Raw genomic sequence first — 17,542 nt, forward strand, 5'->3', positions numbered from 1 at the left:
ATAGCATAAATACACTTAAATGTAAATAATTTGGTTATAAGGCGCTTATCCGTCGATGGGTAGATGCAAAAAAAACGATCCCTTATCTAAAAAAATGCGATCGCACTTTTTTTAATTAATTCTTCCTGATTAACCCGACACACAGACGGAGGTATATATACCTTAATTGATTAATCGCCCTCAGGTGGAACTGGGGGTTTTACTACAACACTTTTCGATTATATACAAAAAAATATCTGATCAGTCTAGACCTTCCGGATATAGTCAAAAATCAGACGGATAAGAAAATAGTAGATGCACCTTAATTAGATTGCAGCCCTCAGCTTTTAGCTGGGGGTTTTATTTTAGCAATAATTTGATTGCTTTATTGTGTATTTTTGTGAGTAAAAAAGTTCTCTTCATCAGGGAACTTTCCCCATTAGAGTCAGAATTCAGAGGAATCATCAGATAAACTGCTGATCTTAGATAATTAATCTTCCTTAGTTTTCTATTCTGGGCATTTTATTATATCAACTCCCACATTTCGATGGTATATTTTTTTGTAAAGATTTTAAATTTTTCCTATTTGAGCGATCGCAAATTCAACAGCACCGCCTCAGAAGGATCAGTTCTTCAGAGTGGCAAACCACAGCGCATAACCAAGAAACCCAAAAAATAAGGTAATTAAGGCTGTAATCACGTAGCTGATGCATATCAGCAAGCCGTCAGATTCAATCATGGCAACTGCCAAAAGTAAAATACCTACAGTGGGAATGGGATTGGTAAAGGGAATTGGTAATATTAGTAATATTGTCAGCCAAAATATACACAGTCCATTTAAGCGCCAAATCCAAGGATGGGAAGCTATTTGCGCTAATCGGGGACGAGTGATTTTTTCCAACATCCTAGTTACTCGATGCAGATTGTGTAGAATGATCTGAGCAATGGCGTGAGGAAATTGGTAGTTAGCGATTTTTCTGGGTAGCCAAGGCGTTCTTCTGCCTAAAACCATCTGCGCCGATAACAGCAAGCAGGCAGCCCCAAAAGGCCCTGTAAAGCCTGGTGGCATAGGCAATAAAAATGGTAGAACTAATAATGAAATTACTAAGCTAAAACCCCGTTCTGAAGTTTCCGCCAGAATATCACCGATAGTCAGTGACTGTTCAGCTAAACGTTGCAACAAAGATTTAATCTGTTGAGAAAATCGCGAATGCATTTTGCTCAAAGTTTATAGGAAAGTAGCCGGAAAACCCCGATAGCGGAGCATAGCTTTAGACATAGCTGAAATATAAAGACTCAAACAAAGTTTTTATGTTTCAACTTCTTAATAAAACTAAGTAGGTGGGCAGAATAAAACCAAACCGTGTCAAGAAAAGTAAACAAGGCTAAAACCCTTTTTCCCCCTGCACCCTGCCTTATCCCAACGACAATTTTTAACGCCAACCTACTTATAGTGGTGGTACCAAAACGCTGATAGCCATAGGTATCACACGAAACACAGCCGGAGTATACGTAGTGATTTCCCCATCTGTATTGATAGGACGTGGTTTACGAGTATAAACCTCAAATTCCTTTCCTTGTATAGCACGGACATTTGGCCAATGTATATGTCTACCTTGGCGCATTGCCGGAAGTAAAGGTATTATTTCCCACCAATGCTTAACTTCTAAACTATAAAGATCCAGTCTCTGATCATCTATTGTAGCGTCATGAAATACAGCCATGCCACCACCATAATAGCGACCATTGCCCACAGCAATTTGTACAGTTTTGACGTGAATTGATTGACCATTCATGCGAATTTCTGCACCAAAGGGGCGAGATTTCCAAATTACTTTAAATGCTGCTGCCGCATAAGCAAATATTCCCCAACGGCGTTTAACTTCTGTAGTTAATCGCTGAGTAATTTTTACACTTAATCCTAAACTGGCAACGTTAAAAAAATACTTACCATTTACCCAACCCAAATCAATGTGTTGCAACTGTCCAGCGGCAATAATTTGACAAGCTTCGGGTAAAGAATTGGGAATCCCCAAAGTTCTAGCCAAGTCGTTTGCAGTTCCCAAAGGCAAAATTCCTAAAGGCAATTGAGTCTCAACCACAGCATCGACTGCGGCATTAAGAGTACCATCACCACCTCCAACTATTACCAAATCAATTTCATGGTGGTATTGTCTAATAACATCACCTAAATGTGTTGGGTTCTCTGTAGATTCTGGAATCACATTAAAACCAAGTGACTCCAGACAATGAATAGCTGCCAAGAGGTTTTCTTCCCCTTTACGGGCATGACGATTTACTAATAACAGGGCGCGGGGGCTGATGGGTAGTACCCTTTGCAGTTTATATATCGAATTTTCCACGTTTTTTACCTTGCTTGAATTTCACTGTCAAGGCTTGGTGAGTCTGTGATTTTATTTACTAACAATTCAATTTCTCTAGTTGAACGTTAGTAGTTATCAGTATATTCCTTGTTAGGGAATAATAGCAATTCGTAATCCGTAATAGGGAATTAGTAATTAATAAAGGCTGAATTAATCTGTGTCGCTATATTTACATGAATAGGACTTACGCACAACAGAACAAAAGTAGCAGCAATTAATGAATTATAACTACATTATAATCAGGTTTTTTATCACATCTTTGGTAAGTCATAATGAGCAATAAGGGACTTCCAAATAAAAAAATGTACAAAAATTTCTTGTGGGATGGGCATCCTGCCCGCAAATTATCAAGGACGGGCAGGACTTGTACTGAGCAGTTCGACAAGCTCACTGTAAGACTTGTCGAAGTATGCCCATCCCACAAGATTGGATAATTTATTTTCTGGTGTTCCCTAATTCCTTGATGGTACAAGCCCCAGGATAAATCCTGGGAATCAATCAAAATCGAAAATACAAACTTGTCTGACTTAAACAACCTAAGTTATTGAAAACAAACCCCTATTTTGAGCGACAAAATAGGGGGATATTTTTTTGATTGATGCAATTAGCTTCTAAGAGGATGTTTTTACAGTGGTTTGTGATGTATCAAAAACCCCAGATCCTCCCCTATGCCAACTTGATCAGGAAAATTGAGAGCATAGAGAGCGATCGCTAAACCAAGTTAGACTTAACCAATATCCTCTAAGAAACAGGTGCATTTGTTTCGGTTGCTAAACTGTGAACTAAAGCAACTGCTTGTGTCAGTGCTTCCTTGCGGTCTACCATCAAATGATGGGGAGGTAATAAGCTCAAAACTCCCAAGTTGTCCAACCGTTTCTTAATTTTGCCTGTTGCACCAACAATGATTACTTGACGACCTTTTTCACAAGCTTCTCTAATTGCACTTTCAATAGTCAAGGAAGCTGTAACACCCATCATGGGTACATCACTCAAATCGAGAACGATCACATCACAATCTTTTATGGCGTTATGTTCACGAGAAATAGCCTTAGAAACACCAAAAATCATCGCCCCACTTAAGTAGAACAGCAAAACGCGGCCATTAGCTTCATCTAATAAACTCTTTTCTTCTGGAGTCAAATCAATAGCATCATCTGCATCACTAATGGCTTTGACTGTCTCAGACTGCATACTAGAAAGACGTTCAATAGTTAAGATGTTGGCAATAAATATACCCACACCCACAGCCACAATTAAGTCTACAAACACAGTCAAGAGTAACACACCATACATGATGATTGAACCCTTGAGAGAGACTTTGTGAGAGCGTTTTAAGAAACTCCAGTCCAGAATATCAACCCCTACTTTCAGGGCAATACCAGCTAAAACAGCCATCGGAATACTCTGAGTTATCCCCGCAGCACCCAAAACTACAACCAACAATACCAAAGCACGAGTAAGACCAGATACCGCAGTTTGCGCCCCAGTTTGGATATTAACAACAGTTCCCATTGTTGCCCCAGCACCGGGTAAACCACCACATAAACCAGATACTACGTTAGCGATACCTTGGCCAATTAATTCTTTATCAGATTTATGTTCAGTGCGGGTTAAGCTATCAGCAACCACAGCAGTTAATAGGGTATCAATACATCCCAACATCCCCAACATTACCCCATCAACTAACATGAGGGTGACGTTTGATAATGTGAAAGTTGGCAGTTGAATCTTTGGTAAACCAGTTTGGATCACACCAATGCGTTTGATATCTGCATCTCCAAAAAATACCAAAGAAACCACTGTCACCGCTACTAATGCAATTAACTGGGGGGGGACAATGCGCTTAACTTTCGATGGCGTTAAGTAAATAATTGCCACTGTCATCACACCCAAAATTAAAGCAATGGGGTTGATATTTTCTAATAAATTAGGTAGGTTTTGAACTATTCCCAATACTCCACCTTTAGGGGTTGCTTGCCCCAAGAAAGGCGCAATTTGCAAAATAATCAAAATCACCCCAATTCCTGACATAAAGCCAGAAATTACACTGTAGGGCATGAGGGTGATATATTTTCCTAGCTTAAAGATGCCAAAGATAATTTGAAATATCCCTGCTAACATCACTACGGTAAAAGCCATAGCCAAGCCATTTTCTGGATCGTTGGCTGTGAAGGAACTGATAATACCGGTGATTACTACTGTCATTGGACCAGTAGGTTCAGAAATCAGAGTTGGTGTACCACCAAATAATGCTGCGAAAAATCCTACACAGACAGCACCATAAAGACCAGCTACGGGGCCAGCACCGGAAGCAACACCGAAGGCTAAAGCTAGTGGTAGAGAAACAATGGCAGCTGTAACACCACCGAAAATATCTCCGCGTAAATTGCGGAAATGAATAGTATTAGTTATTTGCATGAGCGGGAAATAAATAATGTGGGTTGAGAAAAGAATTTCGGCTGCTGAATGCTTTTCAGTCAGCTAAACTGCAACACCTGTCTTCAACTTTAAGCACTGGGTCAGCAAGTATGCAACCATGCTCTATTAGCAATAGACATCTGGTGGTAATTAAATGTGCGTGGCTTGAAACCCTTGTAGTAGAGACGTTCCGGCGGAACGTCTTTACAATCATTTTCACCAGATGTCTAATAATAATCTCTGGTAACAATGAGAAATTTAGCTACCCTGTTTATTATTAGTTGAAACTATTAGTGTTGGTTAATTTCGGTAAATGCAAGTCATAAAGTTTGGGCTGTCAAAATTACAACTAAAGAGTTTTTATAAACAGCCTTTGCACTTTTATGTTTTGCTGGATATATTAATGTTGATCTAAAGATATGTTCTCAACATTTAAGTTTTATTAAAAAGTGGGTTGTAAAATTCATTTGTAAATGCTCACTCCTCAAGTAGTAATAAATTGATTTGAAATTGCCAAATATAGCAAGCATAATAATATCTTGCTGGCGCTGTAGTTATAGATGAAGAATTACATGATCAATGAATCAAGATTTTACTGAAGGATAAAACCTAGTTATTCTTGAACACAATCATGCGAAACTATCTAATTTCAGGTTTTTGACCGGAAATTTAGCTTAACTGTTTTGATTAAAAATAGCATACAGCTTTTGCAGGCTAAAAAATTAACCCGAAGGTACGATTTATTAAATAAATATTGAATACCTTATATAAGCATTTACTTATGTATCATCGAAAATTTGCCTGTTTTCTTCGATGTATAATATTTGGTCTATGGAAATCATTATTTATTCCTTTTGCATTGGGGTGAAAAATTTGTTTCGCGGCTGATATTTTTTCCATTTAGTGCTTTACCCGATATCCTAGAAAGAGTAGTGAGCAAATGGAGAGATAGGTGGAATTTTTATCCGATTCCGTCTTATTATCACGGATGCAATTTGCACTCACAGCAATATTTCATATGCTTTGGCCTGTGCTAACTACAGGAATGGGCATTTACTTAGTCATAATTGAAGGGGTATGGTTAAAAACCCGTAATCCAGATTACTACCTCCATGCCCGTTTTTGGTCTAAATTCTACGTTCTCAACTTCGGTATTGGTGTAGCCACTGGTATCCCAATGGAATTTCAATTTGGGACGAATTGGGCCCCATTCTCAGAAGCAGTCGGTAACTTTTTTGGCAGCGTGATCGGTTTTGAAGCGTCTTGGGCATTTATGCTCGAAGCTGCTTTTTTAGGAATTATGCTATTTGGTTGGGAGCGTGTCAATCCTACCATTCACTATCTTTCTACCATTTTAGTGGCTGTGGGTGCTAACCTGTCCACTTTGTGGATTTTAACAGCTAATTCTTGGATGCAAACTCCCGCAGGTGGGGAATTAGTCGATGGTAAATTTATTGTTCATGATTACTTTCAGGCTATTTTAAATCCCTTTATGGTTAACAGTGTGCTCCATATGTTTTTTGCCACATTGGAGACATCATTATTTGTGATTGGGGGAATTAGTGCTTGGTATATTCTCAAACAACGTCATCCAGCTTTCTTTTCCCGTTCCTTGAAAATAGCTTTAGCAGCTGCGATCGCAGTCGCTCCACTTCAAATATACATCGGACACCTCAGCGGTGAACAAGTTTATCACTATCAACCAACCAAATTAGCAGCAATGGAAGCCCAGTGGGAATCATCCCCAGCGGGAAAACCTGCTGACTGGAGTTTACTGGCTATACCCAACGAAAAAGCCCAAAAAAACGACTGGGAAATTACCATTCCCAACGCTTTGGGTTACATTCTCGAATTTAAACAAAATCTTTCAGAACCACTACGGGGTTTAAAAGAGTGGAAACCAGAAGACCGTCCCCACATGATAGGTTTAATATATTATGCCTTCCGCATCATGATTGGCATTGGCTTCTTTTTCGCTGGACTGATGTTATTAAGTACCCTGCAATGGTTACGAGGTAAACTTTCAGCCGATAATATTAGTCAACAACGTTGGTTAATGGTGGGTTGGGTATTAGCAGCCCCTCTAGGATACATCGCTGTGGAATCAGGTTGGATAGTTCGTTGTGTGGGAAGACAACCTTGGGTACTTTATGGACAAATCCGCACAGTAGACGCAGCTTCTCATTTACCCGCTAGTAATGTCTTCGTTTCTCTAACCAGCTTTGCCACAGTTTACAGTATTTTATTTATAGCTGCTTTGTATTTTGGTAGTCGCATTATTCGTAACGGCCCCAATCTTGATTTACCAATTCCCGGTGTAGAAATTACCAAACCCGCAGTAGATACCACACCAGGAGAATTTGTACCAGATGAACGTCCTGTAGAAGCGCAACAATAACATTAAGGGATTTCTAAATATTTTAATTGTAGAGATGTTTCATGAAATGTCTCTACAGAATTTACAACATCTGTAGGGTGGGTTACGCTATCGCTAACCCACCATGATCCTAAATTTACGACGCGTTACTTTCGTCCTAATAGGATGTTTTAAAAGTGGTGACTGATGTATTAAAAACCTTAGATCCTCCTAAATCCTCCTTAAAAAGAAGGACTTTAAGTAAGTAAACTTGCATATTCAAATTACATCAACTTATGGAAACACTACAATATTTTCTTCCCCAAGTTTGGTTTGTAATCTTAGGTTTATTTCTCTTTCTCTACGTCATGTTAGATGGATTTGATTTAGGAGTGGGCATATTATCTCTCACATCTTCTGATGAAGAACGTCGGGGATTGTTGATGACCAGTTTAAGTAATATCTGGGATGCCAATGAAACTTGGCTAGTCCTCATGGCTGGAGGTCTGTTTGGTGCATTTCCCCTTGCTTACGGCACAATATTAAATGCCTTATATATCCCTATTTTGGTAATGATATTTGGTTTTATCTTTCGGGGTGTAGCCTTTGAGTTTCGGGAATTATCTCGACGTAAGTTATTTTGGAATTTAGCTTTTGGCGCAGGTAGCTTCGGTGCTGCACTTGGACAAGGTTTTGCGTTAGGTGCAGTTTTGCAAGGTATTAATGTCGATCAAAAAGGGCATTTTATTGGTAGCACCTGGGACTGGTTAAGTCTACCATCTGTATTGGTGGCTTTAACCTTAATTCAAGGCTATGTTTTGATTGGTTCAACATATCTTATTTGGAAAACCACAGGAGAATTACAAGAGACTCACTATAAAACTGCAAAACTAGCTGCTTGGACAACTTTAATCGGTGCGGTTTTGATTACAATCACCACACCTTTAATTTATGAAGGTGCGAGAATGCGGTTATTTCAACAGCCATTAGTTTATATTTTTGCAGTTATTCCCATTTTAGGAATCTGGTTAATTTGGCAGCTTTTACAAAGTTTAAATCGCCAGGAAGAACGCGCACCTTTTGTTTGGACAATTTTGTTATTTGTTTTGACATTTTTGGGTTTGGGTTTGATTGTTTTTCCCTACATTATTCCCAGACAGATTACAATCTATGAAGCTGCTGCTGATCCCAGTTCGCTGGTAATCATGATTATTTTTATCGGTTTCCTGATTCCGGTAATGTTGTTTTACAATCTGTATCAGTACATTGTCTTCCGGGGTAAGGTGACTGGTGGAGAGTATGGAGAATAGTTGACAACCAGCCTTTTAGCGCGGCTGGGTAGGTGTAAAAAATCAAGAAACTGAAAAAATGTCTGTATCTCTTGATAGGCTTAGTTTTGCGGCTATTCATGTTAGTCAACCATCCGCGCACTTTACCCAGACAGGGTTTCAGCGATTTTCATTCTTGACACAATTTCTGAAATGGACTATGATGAGAGCGATTCCTGCGGAGCGCTTCGCTATCGCGCAACCGTACCTTGAAAACCAAATACAGACAGGCTTCCAGGATGCCGCTATTGCAATTTTCATTAATCCCTATTAGGGATTGAAACTGCTCGATTCCTGCTCTCACTCAAATAATTAAAATTGCAATTTTCATTAATCCCTATTAGGGATTGAAACGTCTCTATCAGCCCATTCTTTGAAAGATACCCACCTTTTATTACAATTTTCATTAATCCCTATTAGGGATTGAAACCTTTATTTATCTGTGTCATTACATGGAATCTATCTGCGACATTGCAATTTTCATTAATCCCTATTAGGGATTGAAACATTATGTTGAGCTATCCATACCCTACACATACGATATTGCAATTTTCATTAATCCCTATTAGGGATTGAAACTCTCACATTTACTAATGATTTAGAAAACAAAGTGATTCTGATACTAAATTGATATGAAGTTGCATATAGGACTAATATTTGATTTTTGAAAAAGCTTCGTACATCTGAAGCGTGGGAAAATCAAAAGTAGTGTGTCGGATAAACCATTCAAACATCCATTTTAAATGAGAAAATGTTGGTATCAACGCACAACAACGTCGAACCCATGTTTTAGCTTGTAACCAAATATCCTCAATGGGATTTTGTATCGGACAATTAGGAGCAAAACGAACGCATTGTATTTTCCATTGATTTTAGTTTTAACCCATCAATTCCATTTTCCTCGTAGACTTGTTTCCAACCTGTTATTGAACCTAGTGACACGCCTAGAATTGTTTGAATTTCCTCATATAAGTAACCTTGATAAACCAGTTTGATTGCTAATCCTTTCCTCACCTCACGGGAAGAGAGCATTTTGAGCTATAAACTCCTGTAGTTCGGCGATGACTTCACCCACTACTGGCATCCCCTGTTCTAAATCCTGCTTTATCATTGTTTTCCTTTAGACTTGCACACCTCTCCGTATTATCTCTTAGTTTTTTCACAAATCAAATATTATTCCTATATCAGAAACTTACATGAGGAATAGTAAAGATGGGCGTTATTATCCCTCTTTCGTAACTTTCGACAACGCAATACTTTTCCTAAAGACATAGGTTGTCATCTTTTTAATATTCTTTAGGAAGAGATAAAAATTTTCAAAAACTACATCCATTGACCGATATTTAAATCTAGTTATTTTTTACTATTTAGGAATACCTTGTGAATCAATATATTTTTTAATTCTTCCTTAGGGATGCAAAAAGTATATGGATAAAAAATTAATATATATTTTTCTTGCCATAGTATTAGCAAGTTTACCATTATTTACCTTAAGTCAGAATAAACAAACTTTATTTTTGTCAAGCTCTTTATCGATTAGCCGAACTATCGAACAGATAAAAGAGCGATATGAATCTGATTTATTGAATATTGATGGTGTGGTAGGTCTGGGAATTAGCGAATGTGACAATAAGCCTTGCATAAAGGTGTATTTGGAAAATGAATCTCCAAATTTGAAACAGCAAATACCAGAGCAGTTGGACGGATTCAAAGTTGATGCACAAGTAACGGGAGCTATTCAAACACAGCCTCAGCAATAACAAGTATTTTGTCTCTGTAAATGGGAGATGGCGATGAACAAAGTTAATACCGTCAAACAGGATTATGAAGAACAACTGATGAGGCTACCCAATGTTATAGGTGTTGCCATTGGCGAGAAGGGTGGGAAGACGGTGATTAAGGTTTTTGTAACCCATAAAGTTCCAGAGTCCGACTTGCAGCCCCAGGAAGTTGTCCCGAAGTCTATAGAAGGATGTGCAACCGATGTTGATGAAATCGGCACTGTAACAGCACAAATCTAAGCAATCATAAGCAATCAATTTAACAGGAGATTTGATATGAAATTAGATGAAAACAAGATGATACTGTCTCAACAGTACGCAGCAGAATTACAAACAGCTCACAGAGCCGCCGTAGAAGATTTTATGAATCCACAACAGCTACGCCCCAACGTTGTTGGTTTGGGAGTGGGTGTAAAGTGGCGGAATGGACAACCTACGGGTGAACCCGCGTTGTTGACATTAGTAACTCACAAGATGCCAAGAGATGAGTTGAGTAGGGCTGATCTTGTACCATCGAGATTGGCAGATATGCAAACTGATGTTTTAGAAATAGGTTATCCTTTTGCGGGAGTGGGAGAGTTACGCCAAAAACCCACACAGGTAAGAACTGAGCTAATACAACCCTCTAATGGTGCAACTGGAACTTACCGCGTTACTGAAAGGATGGAGATACCAGAGTCGGCAGTTGAGTTGCTTGCTAAACGCGCCCGTCCAGCTGAAGGAGGCTATAGCGTTGGACATTACAAGATTACCGCAGGTACTATTGCTACTTGCGTATACGACATTTTACCAGAAGGTTCTACTAACCCGCCTGTGCATGGCAAAGGTATTCCGTCCCGCTACTATATTCTCAGCAATAATCACGTCTTGGCTAACAGCAACGATGCTGCTGTAGGTGATCCTATATTGCAACCGGGCCCCTTTGATGGGGGAAATGTTTCCACAGATATCATCGCCCGTCTGAACCGATTTGTACCCATTGACTTTGAACCAACAATTCCTAGAGAACAGCACCGCAACCTTGTAGATGCAGCGATCGCAGAAGCACCATTTTATGATATTGATCGGGAAATATACTGGTTGGGTTATGTGCGAGGCTGGAGGCGCAAGCAGGATATAACTGTGGGAATGCCTGTGTATAAAACTGGACGCACTACCAACTTTACGAGCGGCAGAATTACAGCGGTTAGTGCTACTGTCGATGTGGGCTATGGTAACGGTAAGGTAGCCCGTTTCAAAGATCAAATTATTACTACTAGCATTTCCGCTGGTGGTGATTCTGGTTCATTGGTGGCGACTTTGGTGAATAACACCCCGGCTGCGGTAGGGTTGCTATTTGCTGGCTCATCAGTGGCAACTATTGTCAATCAAATCGAAAATGTGCGATCGCTCCTACGGATAGAGGTTGCAGAACAAATCCTCTAATAACGTAAGTTACTAATTGTTAATTCAAGGACTGGTAATGGGTAATAGGGGAAATTTTCTTCTCAATTCCCAATTCCCCATTACCCTTCTGGGGAGAAATTAAAATGGCAGGAATAACCTGGCTTCATCTTTCAGATTGGCATCAGAAAGGGAAAGAATTTGACAGGAAAGTTGTACGTGATGCCTTAATTAGAGATATTGAGGAGCGAGAGAAAATCAGCCCAGACTTAGCAAAAATTGATTTCATCATCTTTAGCGGTGATGTGACTTATTCTGGCAAGAAGGAAGAATATGCAGCAGCACAAGAAAATTTATTCGAGCCTGTGCTTCAAGCAACCAGGTTAACTACCGAGCAGTTGTTTATTGTACCAGGCAACCACGACCTTGATCGCAGTGCCTTTGAATTGCTACCAGATTCTATCCTTAAGCCTTTTAATTCTGATGTTCAGGTCAAAGATTGGCTGACGGACAACAGAAAACGCGATCGCCTGCGAGAACCATTTGAAGCCTATAGGGAATTTGTTACTCAATACACACATCAGACTCAACCTGACTACAACAGTATCCGTAGGCTATCGATCAATGGAAAGCGAGTTGCTTTACTCGGTCTGAATTCAGCTTTAATGGCTGGGCGCAATAGAAATGAAAAAGGAGAAGTAGATGATTATGGAAAACTAATTGTCGGAGAACCCCAATTGTATGATGCCCTCAATCAAATAACTAGTTATGAGGTGCGGATTGCGGTACTGCATCATCCATTAGGATGGCTAGCTGAATTTGAACGCGATCTAATTACACAAAGACTCCAAGACAATGATGGGTGTCATTTTCTTCTTTGTGGCCATCAGCATAGATCTGAAGTTTATCAAGTGGCTGGAACAACAGGAAAATGTGTAATTATTCCAGCTGGTTCCAGCTACGACCACCGTGACTATCGCAACGGTTACAATTTTGTACACCTTAATTTTGAAACTAGGAAAGGAACCGTATATCTGCGTCGTTGGAGTGATCAAAAAAACCGATGGTTCAAAGATATAGAATCTGCTGATGAGAATGGGTATGTCAAGTTTAAGCTTCCGCAAAAAGGGATTGCACCCTCACCTCTAACTGGAAAACCTGAGCCATGTAAATCACCAGCAGCAAAAGTAGAACTTGAAGCCCACTTCAAACAGCTAATTCCCAAAATCAAAAATGGCTTAGTAATTCCTTTTTTAGGTGCAGATATTAACTTATGCGATCGCCTGTATAATGCGAATCTCATACCCGGAGCATGGGACTGGAACCCTCAAGGAGACTATCCACCTACTAGCGTTGAACTTGCTGCGTACTTAGACCAGAGCCATGAATACTTAAAGACAGTTCGTTGTCCGTTATGCGATGCAGAGACTTTGCCTCCTGGATGCCCAATCCTGACACAATTTGTGACTAAACTAGATCTTCAGCATGTGTCGCAATACTTAAATCTTCAAGGTGAAAGGATAATTAATCAGGCAATCATAGAAATTGCTAAACATAAATACAAACCCAACCGATTGCATCGGTTTCTAGCTGCACTCCCGCGTCTCATGGATGAGATGGGCTATTCTGCTCGAATTAGGGGTGGAAGAGCAAGTGACGCTACTCGTTACCAACTAATAGTGACAACCAATTTTGACAGCACCCTGGAACAAGCATTTGTGGATGCTAAACAGCCATTCGATTTAGTATCCTATACCGCAGTTGGTGAAGATGACGACAGCCAACTCATCAAACAGTTTGTCCATCAAAAGTTTGAACATGAAATTGAGGGAGATCAGGAGTCACCAGTAGTTCCTGGTGAGATAAAACCGATACCGCCAGGAAACGCCAACGACTATTCGGACTTTTCGCTCAATGAGTTTCCAGTCATCTTAAAACTCTATGGACCTGTTGATTGGCCAGAACATCCAACCAGAAGCTTTGCCATCACAGAAGATCATTTTATTGACTATTTGGCTTATACCGATAGCAATCCTCAGCAAATTCTTCCCGCATCTCTGCTAGACAAACTCAGGAATGACCATATTTGGTTTTTAGGATATAGCCTACGCTATTGGCATCAGCGTGTCATTTTACACCGTATGTTGCCAAAGACAGGAAACAGGAAAACACAACTATGGTGGGCAGTTCATCCAAAACCTCATGCTTTAGATAAGTCCTTTCTTTGGGAAGTTAACGGTGTAAAACTCATCAGTGAAACGTCTTTAGAAAATTATGTTGATCAATTGAATGAACGACTAAAAGAACGGTGGTAAAAATCACAATTTTAAAATAAAAGGAAGTCATGGATTGCGATAACATTGAAATTCCTGCACCCTATAAAGGACTGATCCCTTATTCACAAACAGATAAATTATTTTTCTTTGGGCGAGACAAAGAACAACAAATAGTTATTCAAAATTTGCGATCTTCACGGCTGACAGTTGTCTATGGAGCTAGTGGTGTGGGAAAAAGCTCGCTTCTGCGGGCTGGTGTTGCATATCATTTGCGTCAAGCTGCCCTGGAAAATCGGGAAACAAATAGTAAACCAGGGTGGGGTGCGATCGTTTTTCCTCCACTTAAGAGCGAATTACAAGATAATTTGTCTTGGCAAGATCCACTAACAGGGATTAAGAAACAACTGGAAGCAGAAATTACCAGTCTTTTCAAAATTGAATCATCAAGTGAAATTAAGCAACAGTTTGAACAAAAGATCAAAACTATTGCCAAAAATAAACAACAACCCTCTTTCACCGATATCTTGAAGGCTTGGATAGATATTGTCCGTCAAGAAGATGAGAGCGGTCGGCTATTTATTCTCCTCGATCAGTTCGAGGAATATTTTGATTTCTTAAACGATAGTGCTAAAGACACCTTCACTGATGAATTTTCTCAAGCTGTTAATGATTCTAATTTGAATCTTCATTTACTCATTTCTATTCGTGAGGATGCCCTGGCTAAACTTGACTATTTTAAAGGTCGCATTTTTCGTAACTTATTAGACAACCGGATAGCAATCAAGCATCTGAATAGGCAATCAGCCCAGGATGCAATTGAGAAACCGATTACTGAATATAACCGACAGCAAACTATCCTTGACCACCTGTGTCACTCAAAGTTAACCATACTCTATGGCGACAGCAGTGCAGGTAAGAGTACAATTTTGCGAGATGGTATTGCCTATTATCTACTTCAAGCAGCTAAACAAAATCTTCAAACATCTGGCCAGATCAAGTTGGCAGTTACCTTATTTAATTCTTGGCATGAAGGCAAACCATTAGATAATTTATTAAGGCAGATTAAAGCAGATATTCAAGATATAGGAAATATCGAAGTACCTCACTTAAATGTATCATTTACAGAAACTTTACAGGCATGGACAAAGCTCATAGGTACAGATAGAAATGGTAGGATCTTCATCATCATTGACCAGTTTGAGGAATACCTGATCCATTCTCCAGTAGATGAAACACAATTATTTTTAGATGAGCTTTTCTGTGCGCTAAATCATCCTAATTTGAATATTGGTTTGCTCATTTGTATTCATAAAAACAGTCTTCATAAACTTGATACCTTCAAAGAAAATATAGTAAAACTATGCCCATACTACTTACATATATCCTCAAGTTTTGTCAAAAAAGAACCAATTGTAGATAATTTGATCAAACCAACGATTATTCAAAATATCGAGGATAAATTAGTCAGTATTGAACCAGACTTAGTTGCAGCAGTTTTGGATGATATCGCTCTTTCAGAAGCACCATCAGAACAGAGGTTTGAAACTCCTTACCTGCAATTAGTAATGCTTCGTTTATGGAAACAGGAAATGAGAGGTGAATGTCGATCTCGTAGGCTAGAAAAACAAAGCTATATAAACTTAGGCAAAGCAGAGCAAATTGTTCAAGATCATCTCGATCAAAAGCTGGAAGATTTAAAGACTGATCTCAAGATTGAACAAAATACATCTGATCGTCTTTTTTACTATTTAGTTACACCATCTGGTCATAAACTTGCTCTCAAAGCCGATGATTTACTGAATTATGTCAACGCAGAACCAAACCAAACTGAAAAACTTGAGATAGAAAAGGTTTATAGCTGGCTAAATAAACTTAGTGAAGGCGAGGCTCGAATTATCCGCCCACTAGCTGCTGATTACTATGAGATTTTTTTAGATGTTTTGGCTACAGCAATCTGGAAGCGGCTACAGCGTCAACGCAAAATCAAACAAATTGAACAGATGGCAAAAGATGCTTTGCTACAATTCGAGTCTTCTGAGCTAGAAGCATTACTGACAGCGATGCGGGCTGGACAAGAGTTGCAGAACAACATTCAATATGGACTCTTACCGCAAGACTGTCACGCTCCCGAATTAAAAACTGCATTGCAGCACATTCTTGACAACATCCAAGAGCAGAATCAATTTAAATGCCATACACAACCAATATGGAGCGTCAGTTTTAGCCCCGATGGAAAGCAGCTAGTTACTGGCTCTGACGACGGTACTGCTCGTCTGTGGGATTTACAGAGCAACCTCCTGCAAGAATTTAAAGCTCATCAAGGCTGGGTTTATACTGTCTTTAGTCCCAACGGACAGTACCTCGCTACTGCCTCATCCGATGGCACGGCTCGCCTATGGGACTTAGAAGGTAAGCTAATGGCTAAATTTAAAGGACATGAGGGCTGGATTTATAGCCTCAGTTTCAGTCCCAATGGACAGCACCTCGCTACTGCCTCCGCCGATGGTACGGCTCGCCTATGGGACTTAGAAGGCAAGCTAATGGCTAAATTTAAAGGACATGAGGGCTGGATTTATAGCCTCAGTTTCAGTCCCAATGGACAGCACCTCGCTACTGCATCCGCTGATGGTACTGTCTGCTTGTGGAATTTACAGGATAAGCCGTTAGCTGAATTCAAAGGACACGAGTCCTGGGTCTGGAGCGTCAGTTTTAGTGCCGATGGGCAATACATTGCTACTTGCTCTGCTGACAGTACAGTTCGCCTGTGGGATTTACAAGGCAAGCCAATAGGCAATCCCTTCCAAGGACACACAGGCCCTGTCTTGAGCGTTAGTTTCAGCAGCGATACACAGAAACTGCTTACTGGTTCTGAAGATGGTACTGCTCGCCTGTGGGATTTACAGGGCAACCTCCTCCAAGAATTTGGCCACAAGGGCTGGGTCTGGAGCGTCAATTTTAGCCCCGATGAGCAGCGCCTCGCTACTACCTCATCTGATGATGCCAGAGCTTGTCTGTGGGATTTACAGGGCAACCTCCTCCAAGAATTTAACCTCTCCCATTTTATCTGGAGCGCTAGTTTCAGCCCTGATGGACAGCAACTAGCCACTGGCTCTGCTGATGGCAAGGTTCACTTGTGGGACTTACAGGGCAACCTCCTGCAAGAATTCAAAGCTCATCAGGGCTGGCTCTGGAGTGTCAGTTTTAGCCCTGAAATGAACCCGGATAAGCAGCGTCTTGCGACCGGCTCTGCTAATGGTAATGTCTGCTTGTGGGACTTGCAAGGCAAGCTTGTACAAGAATTCAAAGGTCATAAAGACTGGATTTATGACCTCTGTTTCAGTCCTGATGGTCAACAGTTAGCGACTGCCTCCGCTGATGGTACTGCCTGCCTGTGGGACTTGCAAGGCAAGCTCGTACAAAAATTCAAAAGTCCTGAGAGACCAGTATATAGCGTTAGTTTTAGCCCCGATGGGCAGCAGTTAGCAACTGCTTCATCGGATGGTACTGTTCAGCTATGGTCAATTGAAAATTTTGAGGCACTCTTGGCAAGGGGATGTAATTGGCTCAAAGACTATATTGAAAAGCATTCTCAGGAACGGGAAGAACTGAGGGTATGTAACAAATAATATTATTTTTC

At 40.1% G+C, this 17,542-nt stretch carries 11 protein-coding genes and 1 pseudogene; 7 read left to right on the forward strand and 5 right to left on the reverse strand.

The window, feature by feature from the left end:
- Positions 1-604: 604 nt before the first annotated feature.
- The 3 genes from ACSQ6I_RS18750 to bicA all read right to left on the reverse strand — a co-directional run bounded on the left by ACSQ6I_RS18750 (position 605) and on the right by bicA (position 4,781).
- Positions 605-1,195, reverse strand: coding sequence for an exopolysaccharide biosynthesis protein (locus ACSQ6I_RS18750; RefSeq protein WP_438891814.1), 591 nt, complete (start codon positions 1,193-1,195; stop codon positions 605-607).
- Positions 1,196-1,427: 232 nt separating this feature from the next.
- Positions 1,428-2,303 (reverse strand): lipid kinase, encoded by an 876-nt coding sequence (locus tag ACSQ6I_RS18755; protein WP_438891872.1) that lies wholly within the window; start codon positions 2,301-2,303, stop codon positions 1,428-1,430.
- An 801-nt stretch (positions 2,304-3,104) separates the two neighbouring features.
- Complete coding sequence (gene bicA, locus ACSQ6I_RS18760; RefSeq protein WP_438891815.1) at positions 3,105-4,781, reverse strand: bicarbonate transporter BicA; 1,677 nt, start codon at positions 4,779-4,781, stop codon at positions 3,105-3,107.
- Between the two features lie 952 nt (positions 4,782-5,733).
- On the opposite strand from bicA, the gene ACSQ6I_RS18765 reads away from it, so the two are divergent.
- Both ACSQ6I_RS18765 and cydB read left to right on the forward strand, forming a co-directional pair.
- Complete coding sequence (locus tag ACSQ6I_RS18765; protein WP_438891816.1) at positions 5,734-7,179, forward strand: cytochrome ubiquinol oxidase subunit I; 1,446 nt, start codon at positions 5,734-5,736, stop codon at positions 7,177-7,179.
- Positions 7,180-7,433: 254 nt separating this feature from the next.
- Positions 7,434-8,447: a cytochrome d ubiquinol oxidase subunit II gene (gene cydB, locus ACSQ6I_RS18770; protein ID WP_438891817.1), complete on the forward strand. Its 1,014-nt coding sequence runs from the start codon at positions 7,434-7,436 to the stop codon at positions 8,445-8,447.
- A 668-nt stretch (positions 8,448-9,115) separates the two neighbouring features.
- On the opposite strand, the pseudogene ACSQ6I_RS18775 reads toward cydB, so the two are convergent.
- Positions 9,116-9,334: pseudogene (locus tag ACSQ6I_RS18775) on the reverse strand (IS630 family transposase); the annotation flags it as partial.
- Entirely contained in the window at positions 9,300-9,497 is a 198-nt protein-coding gene (locus ACSQ6I_RS18780) for a helix-turn-helix domain-containing protein (RefSeq protein WP_438891818.1), read from the reverse strand. The pseudogene ACSQ6I_RS18775 and the gene ACSQ6I_RS18780, both read right to left, overlap by 35 nt.
- A 395-nt stretch (positions 9,498-9,892) precedes the next feature.
- On the opposite strand from ACSQ6I_RS18780, the gene ACSQ6I_RS18785 reads away from it, so the two are divergent.
- The 5 genes from ACSQ6I_RS18785 (at position 9,893) to ACSQ6I_RS18805 (ending at position 17,531) form a co-directional block, all read left to right on the forward strand.
- Positions 9,893-10,225 (forward strand): hypothetical protein, encoded by a 333-nt coding sequence (locus tag ACSQ6I_RS18785; protein ID WP_438891819.1) that lies wholly within the window; start codon positions 9,893-9,895, stop codon positions 10,223-10,225.
- 33 nt (positions 10,226-10,258) lie between these two features.
- Positions 10,259-10,486 (forward strand): hypothetical protein, encoded by a 228-nt coding sequence (locus ACSQ6I_RS18790; protein ID WP_438891820.1) that lies wholly within the window; start codon positions 10,259-10,261, stop codon positions 10,484-10,486.
- 36 nt (positions 10,487-10,522) lie between these two features.
- Complete coding sequence (locus tag ACSQ6I_RS18795) at positions 10,523-11,671, forward strand: hypothetical protein (RefSeq protein ID WP_438891821.1); 1,149 nt, start codon at positions 10,523-10,525, stop codon at positions 11,669-11,671.
- Positions 11,672-11,775: 104 nt separating this feature from the next.
- Complete coding sequence (locus tag ACSQ6I_RS18800; RefSeq protein ID WP_438891822.1) at positions 11,776-13,944, forward strand: SIR2 family protein; 2,169 nt, start codon at positions 11,776-11,778, stop codon at positions 13,942-13,944.
- Positions 13,945-13,973: 29 nt separating this feature from the next.
- A complete protein-coding gene (locus tag ACSQ6I_RS18805) occupies positions 13,974-17,531 on the forward strand; it encodes an nSTAND1 domain-containing NTPase (RefSeq protein WP_438891823.1) in 3,558 nt (1,185 codons plus the stop codon).
- Positions 17,532-17,542: the final 11 nt, after the last annotated feature.

Origin of the sequence: Anabaena sp. WFMT (genome assembly GCF_051781005.1) — a bacterium.
Classification (GTDB): Bacteria; Cyanobacteriota; Cyanobacteriia; order Cyanobacteriales; family Nostocaceae; genus Anabaena.